Origin of the sequence: Streptomyces sp. FH025 (assembly GCF_017427025.1) — a bacterium.
Lineage (GTDB): Bacteria > Actinomycetota > Actinomycetes > Streptomycetales > Streptomycetaceae > Kitasatospora.
The window spans coordinates 1-6,762 of sequence record NZ_JAFLNG010000427.1; the positions used below are offsets into that span (position 1 = coordinate 1).

At 73.0% G+C, this 6,762-nt stretch carries 8 protein-coding genes; 2 read left to right on the forward strand and 6 right to left on the reverse strand.

All coding sequences use genetic code 11. The features are described 5' to 3' along the window. Both J0670_RS25820 and J0670_RS25825 read right to left on the reverse strand, forming a co-directional pair. Window positions 1-275: hypothetical protein (locus tag J0670_RS25820; RefSeq protein ID WP_207814065.1), on the reverse strand; the 275-nt coding region annotated here is incomplete at its 3' end. A 171-nt stretch (window positions 276-446) separates the two neighbouring features. Further along, entirely contained in the window at window positions 447-1,436 is a 990-nt protein-coding gene (locus J0670_RS25825; protein WP_207814066.1) for an SDR family NAD(P)-dependent oxidoreductase, read from the reverse strand. Between the two features lie 185 nt (window positions 1,437-1,621). On the opposite strand from J0670_RS25825, the gene lnt reads away from it, so the two are divergent. After that, complete coding sequence (lnt, locus tag J0670_RS25830) at window positions 1,622-3,199, forward strand: apolipoprotein N-acyltransferase (protein WP_207814067.1); 1,578 nt, start codon at window positions 1,622-1,624, stop codon at window positions 3,197-3,199. A 178-nt stretch (window positions 3,200-3,377) separates the two neighbouring features. Here lnt and J0670_RS25835 read toward each other — a convergent pair whose 3' ends face one another. From J0670_RS25835 to J0670_RS25850, 4 genes are all read right to left on the reverse strand, one after another. Further along, a complete protein-coding gene (locus J0670_RS25835) occupies window positions 3,378-3,620 on the reverse strand; it encodes a hypothetical protein (RefSeq protein WP_207814068.1) in 243 nt (80 codons plus the stop codon). After that, window positions 3,620-4,498: a prolipoprotein diacylglyceryl transferase gene (gene lgt / locus J0670_RS25840; protein ID WP_207814069.1), complete on the reverse strand. Its 879-nt coding sequence runs from the start codon at window positions 4,496-4,498 to the stop codon at window positions 3,620-3,622. Before lgt ends, J0670_RS25835 begins: the two co-directional genes overlap by 1 nt. Before the next feature lie 218 nt (window positions 4,499-4,716). Continuing rightward, complete coding sequence (locus J0670_RS25845) at window positions 4,717-5,622, reverse strand: M56 family metallopeptidase (protein WP_307806691.1); 906 nt, start codon at window positions 5,620-5,622, stop codon at window positions 4,717-4,719. Continuing rightward, on the reverse strand, window positions 5,619-5,987 hold the full coding sequence (locus tag J0670_RS25850; RefSeq protein WP_207814070.1) for a BlaI/MecI/CopY family transcriptional regulator: 369 nt from the start codon (window positions 5,985-5,987) through the stop codon (window positions 5,619-5,621). Before J0670_RS25850 ends, J0670_RS25845 begins: the two co-directional genes overlap by 4 nt. A gap of 190 nt (window positions 5,988-6,177) precedes the next feature. On the opposite strand from J0670_RS25850, the gene J0670_RS25855 reads away from it, so the two are divergent. Beyond that, window positions 6,178-6,762: coiled-coil domain-containing protein (locus J0670_RS25855; RefSeq protein ID WP_374223164.1), on the forward strand; the 585-nt coding region annotated here is incomplete at its 3' end.

Below are 6,762 nucleotides of genomic sequence, written 5' to 3' on the forward strand. Positions count from 1 at the left end.
GTGGCGCTGGCGATCGTCTCCCACGGGCTTCCCCAGGCCTGCTGGGTGCGGATCTCGACCTGAACCATCGTCAGCTGGTCGGGGGCGGCGCTGACCTGGGCGATGCCGACGATGCCCGCGCTGTCGGCCTGGTGCGTGATGCAGGGGCGGTTGAGCACCGCGGCGCAGGCCGCGGTGTCGGCCTCGGTCGTGGCCGTGGCGGCCATGGCGGGGCCGGCCGTCAGGCCGGCGATCCCTGCCACCGTCATCATCACAGCTGCGATCCGAGCGCGCATGATGCGAACCTCCTTGGAAATTAAGGGAATCTCACTCCTTGAGATGAGTCTCGCACACGCTGTGGACATGGCGTGTGTGCGTTGCGTCACACTCATGGTGACGGTTCAACTACTGGCTGCAATCGTTCGCCGAGTGTTCAGTCCGCGGACGGGTCGCGGCCTGACGGACGATCAGTTCACGGGCGGCAGCACCATCCGCCGTCCGGCCGTCGCCCCGCCGTCCACCGGCACCGAAGCGCCGGTCTGGTAGCCGAAGTCGTCCGAGGTCAGGGCCAGGATCGCCCGGGCGATCTCCTCGGGCTCGGCCATCCGCTCCAACCCCTCGATGTTCAAAGGGCCGTAGGCCTTCTTGAACCGCTCCCAGGCCGCGTCCGGAATGCCCGGCGGGCGGACGAAGGCGGTGTCGGTGGTGCCCGGGAGGATCGCGTTGATCCTGATGCCCCGCGTCCCGTACGCCAAGGCGGCCGCCTTGACCAGACCTTGAATCGCCCTTTTGCTGGCCGTGTACGCGCCGCCGTTCGGCCGGGCCTGCTCGGCGGCCGAGGAGGCGGTGCAGACGATCACGCCGCGACCGGCCTTCAGCATGTGCGGGATCTGGTAGCTGAGCGCCAGGAACACGCCACGCGCGTTGGTGTTCAGCACGTCGTCCCACTCGGCGACGCTCAGCTCGTGCAGGAGCTTGCCGCTGCCGATGCCCGCGTTGTTGACCGCGATGTCCGGCGCGCCGTACCGGGCCACCGCCTGCTCGGTGAACCGCTCGACCTGCGCCGGGTCGCGCACGTCCGCCGGGAGGTACGAGGCCTCGCCGCCGGAATCGCGGATCTCCTGCTCGACCTGGCGGCCCAGCGCCGTGCGCCGCCCGCAGAACGCCACCCGGGCGCCGGCCGCGGCGAAGGCCAGCGCGGTCGCCCGGCCGATGCCCGAGGTGGCGCCGGTGATCAGCACCGCCTTGTCCCGGAACCGGTCGTCACCCTGGCGCCGGCGGCCGGGGTCGACCTGCGCCCCGCCCCGCCGGTCACCCGGAGCGGCCTGTGCCCGACCGGCGCCCAGCGTGGTGGCGGCGGCTCCGGCCAGGCCGAGCGCGGAGGCGCCGAGCAGGGCCCGGCGCGGCGCGCCGGACGTGGATGAAGTGCTGGAAGAGGAAGGGGAGTCGATGTCCATGGCCGCCACCCTCGCAGTGCCCGCCCCGACCCCGCCTCGGCCGATCGGTCGGACTCTCCGGCCGGTCGGACGGAACCGCTCGTCCCCGCGGACGAGGCCGACCGGCCCTGCGAGGTGGCAGACTCCCTCGCGTGTCTCCTAAGATGTTTCGTAGTTCGAGTGGTCGGGTCGCCACGCGCATGCCGGTGTCTGAGCGCCCGACCGAGCCGAGGCTCGGTCCACGTCCAGCCGCGGCCGTCGCACTCGTCGGCGGCGCGGTGCTCGCACTCGCGTTCCCGCCGTACGGGCTCTGGCCGCTGGCGCCGCTCGGGGTGGCCGCCCTGCTCGTTGCCGCCGCCGGGCATCCGGCGCGGAAGGCCGCTGTCCACGGGCTGCTGTTCTCACTCGCCTTCTTCGGCCCATTGGTGTGGTGGCTGGTCAACTCGATCGGGTTCCTGCCCTGGCTCGCCCTGACGGCGGCCGAGTCGGCGATCGTCGCCGCCACCGCCGCAGCCCTGCCGAGGCTGCTGCGCCTGCGGGCGTGGCCGCTCGCGGTCGCCCTGTGGTGGACCGCCGGGGAGGCGCTGCGCGGGCGGTTCCCGCTCGGGGGCTTCCCCTGGGGGCGGCTCGCCTTCAGCCAGGCGGACTCGCCGCTGCTGGCCTGGGCCCGCTGGGCCGGCGCACCGGCCGTCACCTTCGCCACCGCCCTCGTCGGCGCCGGGCTCGCCGCCGTCGTCCTCGGCGAACGCGGGACGGCCCGGCTGCGCGCCTCGGGCTGGCTGGTGGCGACCGCCGCCGCCTCGGTCGTGCTGCCACTGCCCAACCCGGACGACGGTCAGGACCGGGCGACCATCGCGGTCGTCCAGGGCAACGTCCCCCGCGAGCGGACGCTGGCCGAGCAGGCGCGGGTCGGGACGGTGGCCGCCAATCACGCCGAGGCCACCAAGCGGCTCGCCGACCGGATCCGGGCCGGCGAACTGCCCAGCCCCGATGTCGTCATCTGGCCGGAGAACGCGCTGGACGCCGACCCCTCACACGACGCCGGCCTCGGCCGCCTGGTCCGCGAATCGGTCGCCGCCGTCGACCGGCCGGTGCTGGTCGGCGCCATCCTCGACCGGCCCGGCGGCGGCATGCTCAACGCCGGCCGGCTCTGGCACCCCGACACCGGTCCGGGCCCCTTCCAGGCCAAGCGCAACCTGGTCCCCTTCGGCGAGTACATCCCCGCCCGCACCCTGCTCGGCGGCCTGGGCGACCTCCAGCTCATCCCGCGCGACTTCACCCCCGGCACCGGCACCACGGTGCTGAGCGCCGGGCGGGTCCGGATGGCGGACGTGATCTGCTTCGAAGTCGGGTACGACGCCACCGTCCGCGACGGCGTCCGCGCCGGTGCCAACCTGCTGGTCGAGCAGACCAACAACGCGACCTACATGCGCGACGGCTCCACCGCCGAGACCGAGCAGCAGCTCGCCATGGCCCGGCTACGCGCCGTCGAACACGACCGCGCCCTGGTCGTCGCGGCGACCAGCGGTGTGAGCGCCGTCATCCGCCCGGACGGCACCACCGCCCGACGCACCGGGCAGTGGACCCAGGAGACCTTGACCGCCGACCTGCCGCTGCGCACCACGCGCACGCCCGCCGACCGGGTCGGCTCCTGGCCGGAGGGCGCGGCGGTCCTCGCGACGATCGCGCTGCTCGTACCCCGTCGCCGGACCCGACGACCCGGGGCGAGCGCAGGGGCCGCGACCGTGCTCGCCGCGCGCGAACGCCCTGCGGGGGTGCAGTGAGCGGCACGCGTCCGGGGACCGGCAACCCGCCTCGCGGGCCGGCGCCGGGCGGCATGGGCCGGGGTCGCATCGTGGCCGGCCCGGTGGCGGTGCGGTGAGGCGAGTAGTGCGGCCCCGGCCCGGGACCTGACGCATCCCCGGCCGGGGAGGTGGCGGTCGTCGCGACGTCCGTACGAGGTCAGTCCCGTCCCATGACGACGGCGCCCAGTCCGGCGAGGACGGCGGCGGGCCAGCCGAAGAGAGCGTCGTCCAGGTTGACGGTGGTCAGGGTGAACAGGTGCCAGTGCTCCAGCAGGTGCACCACGGCCATCGCGGAGGCGAAGGCGATGACCGTCACGCCGGCCTTCCAGCGGCGGCTGTGCCTGATCCGGAGCTTGTACGGCCGCGGCCGGTTCGGGAGTGCGGGTCCGGACGGGTTCATCACTTCTCCAGAAGGGCGGGTGCCGCTGCGGGGACCTCTTCGGCCGCGGGGGTCTCGGGGTCGAAGGCCTCGGGTCCCTCCCGGCCGGGGTGGCGACGGGCGGAGACGACCAGGCCGATCACGGCGCCGGCGAAGACCAGCAGTGAGACCCAGTCGTTCACGCGCAGCCCGAGGAACTGGTGGGCGGTGTCGATCCGCAGGTACTCGACCCAGAACCGGCCGACGGTGTACGCGGCGACGTACAGGGCGAAGGTGCGGCCGTGACCCAGGGAGAACCGGCGGCCGGCCCAGATCACGAGCAGGGCGACACCGACGTCCCAGAGCGACTCGTACAGGAAGGTCGGGTGGTGGATGCCCGTTGTCGTGGAGCCGTCGGGGAGGGTTCGGGTGATCTCCAGCCCCCAGGGCAGACCGGTGGGCCGGCCGTAGAGCTCCTGGTTGAACCAGTTGCCCCAGCGCCCGATCGCCTGGGCGAGCGCGATGCCGGGTGCGACGGCGTCGGCGTAGGCGGGCAGCGGGACGCCGTGGCGACGGCAGCCGATCCAGGCGCCGACCGCGCCCAGGGCGACCGCGCCCCAGATGCCGAGGCCGCCGTTCCAGATCGCGAAGGCCTTCCAGGGGTTGCCGGCGGCGCCGAAGTAGGGCTCCGGGGTGGTGATGACGTGGTAGAGGCGTCCGCCGATGATGCCGAAGGGGACGGCCCAGATCGCCACGTCGGCGACCACCGTCGGTTTGCCGCCGCGGGCGGCCCACCGACGTGAGCCGAGCCGGACGGCCACCGCGATGCCCGCGATGATGCAGAAGGCGTAGGCCCGTAGCGGGATCGGTCCGAGGTAGAGCACGCCGCGCGAGGGGCTGGGAAGGTAAGCGAGTTCCACGCCGGAAGTGTACGCGAAACTCCTAAGTAGATTAGTAAATGCCTGCTCGGGGAGCCGGCCGGAGAGTGTCGCCGTCCCGACGCGTCGGAGCCCGCGTCCGGCCGGTGCGACCGGGTGCCGTGGAACCATATCAACTAACGAACTTAGTAGTTTCGTGGCGCAGTGCGTCGGGTGTTCGGTCGCAGGGGGTCTGCCCGGGTTCCGTCGACTCGACGGGCTCAGCCGGCGGCTGAGCCGCAGGCGAACAGGAACGGCAGCATCGGCGCGGCGAGCGCGAAGACCGCGATCGACGTCCAGGCCAGCGGGTGCGGGGACTTGCCGGGGCGCAGCAGTCGGGTGGCGCGGGCGACGACCGTGGATCCGCCGGCGCCGAAGCCGTACCCGGGTGCCCGACCGGCGGCTACCTCGCACATGGCGCTGGCCAGGGTGTGCGGCGGGTGGACGAGGACGGCTCGGTCGTCGGCGACCATCTCCAGCAGCGTCGCCATCTCGGTCCGTGCGGCGGTGGCCAGCGGCAGTCCGGGGAAGGCGCGGGTGAACGCCTCGGCGGCACCGGTGAGCAGGTGGTGGCGGCCGGTCAGGTGGGCGCGCTCGTGCGCCAGGACGGCCTGGAGCTGCTGGGGGGTGAGGGCGTTCAGGGCTCCGCTGGTGAGGACGATCCGCCGAGCCCGGCCGGGCAGGCAGTAGACGGCGGGAGTGTCGTGGTTCAGCACCGTGGCCGCGAGGCCGGGCTCCGGCCGCGCGACCAGGTCGAGCATGTCGGCGTGGTGGCTGCGGTGGCGGCGGGCGCGCAGCAGCACCGCGGCGAACCAGCCGAGCGGCCAGAGTGCGACGATCAGCGGGGCCGTCATCCGTGCGACGTCGCCCACGGGCCCGGGGCTCACCGCTCCGGCCACACCGCAGGCGTGCAGGATCCCGAGCACTCCCTCGTGCAGGTGCCGCTCGGGCACCACCAGGTGGTGCACCACCAGAGCGAGCGAAACGACGAAGGACAGCAGCAGGCCGAGCCAGAGCGTGGTGGCCAGACCCGGCGCGCGGTGCGCCCAGCGGGCCCGCCGGAGCGGTCGGGGCGCGGCCAGCCCGACGAGCAGGGCGTAGACGGCGAGGAGCGCCGTGGAGATCACGGGCCCTCCGGGGTCGGCCTCGCGTCGAGCAGGCCGCGGAGCACTTCGAGCTCGTCGGGGGAGATCTCGTCGATGAAGTGGGCCAGGGCGGCCGGGCGGTCCCGGCTGGAGTCGAGGGCCTCCTGCATGAGCGCCGCGGTGTAGGCCTCGCGGCTGAGGGCCGGCCGGTAGAGCCAGGCGCGGCCCTGCTTCTCGCGGGTCAGCACCCCCTTGCCGTACAGGATGTCGGCGACGGTCATCACCGTGGTGTACGCGATCGGGCGCTGCCGGTTGATGTCGTCGACGACCTCGCGCACGGTGGCCGGGCGGTCCCAGGTCCACAGGCGGTCCATGATCTCCGCCTCCAGGTCACCCAACCGTCGCACAGCCCGCCCGCTTCCCCGAAGAACCCGATACTCGGCACCCATCGTAGACGGCGGGGGTGCTTGTGGAGTCCTTCTACTTATGTACTAAGTTCATTAGTATCTGTTCGAGGGCCGTACTTCCGTGTCTTCGGCAGACGTGCCCGCGCGCACCCGCGTGGGCGCATCACGTGCCGAAGGAGCGAGCCGAACGATGGGAAGCCACCGCAAGCCGAACCCGCCGAGCCGGGCCCGGATGGCCGTCCTCACCACCGCGATGGCGGGCGGTGCGGTCCTCGCGTCCGGCGTCGGCGCGCGCGCCGAACCGGCGCCCACGGTCGAGACGGTGAAGGCCCAGGTCGACGCGCTGAACGAGCAGGCCGAGGCGTCGATCGAGAAGTACAACGGCTTCAAGGAGAAGCAAGAGCAGCTCCAGGTCGGAGCCAACCGAATACAGGAGCGGGTCGCCGACGGCCAGGCCAGGCTGAACGAGCTCAGGACCGAGCTCGGTGTGATGGCCGGGGAGCAGTACCGCAGCGGCGGAATCGATCCCACCGTGCAGCTCATGCTCAGCTCCACCCCCGACAGTTACCTCACCCAGGCCTCCATGCAGGGCCAGGTGGCAACCTCCCAGGCCGATCTGCTGAAGCGGCTCCAGGGCGAGCAGCGCCGCCTCGACCAGGACCGCAGCGAGGCCGCCGCCGCCCTCGCCGGGCTGGAGACCACCAACGCCGCACTCTCCGCCGAGAAGAAGGGCATCCAGGACAAGCTCACGCAGGCCCAGGCGCTGCTCAACAAG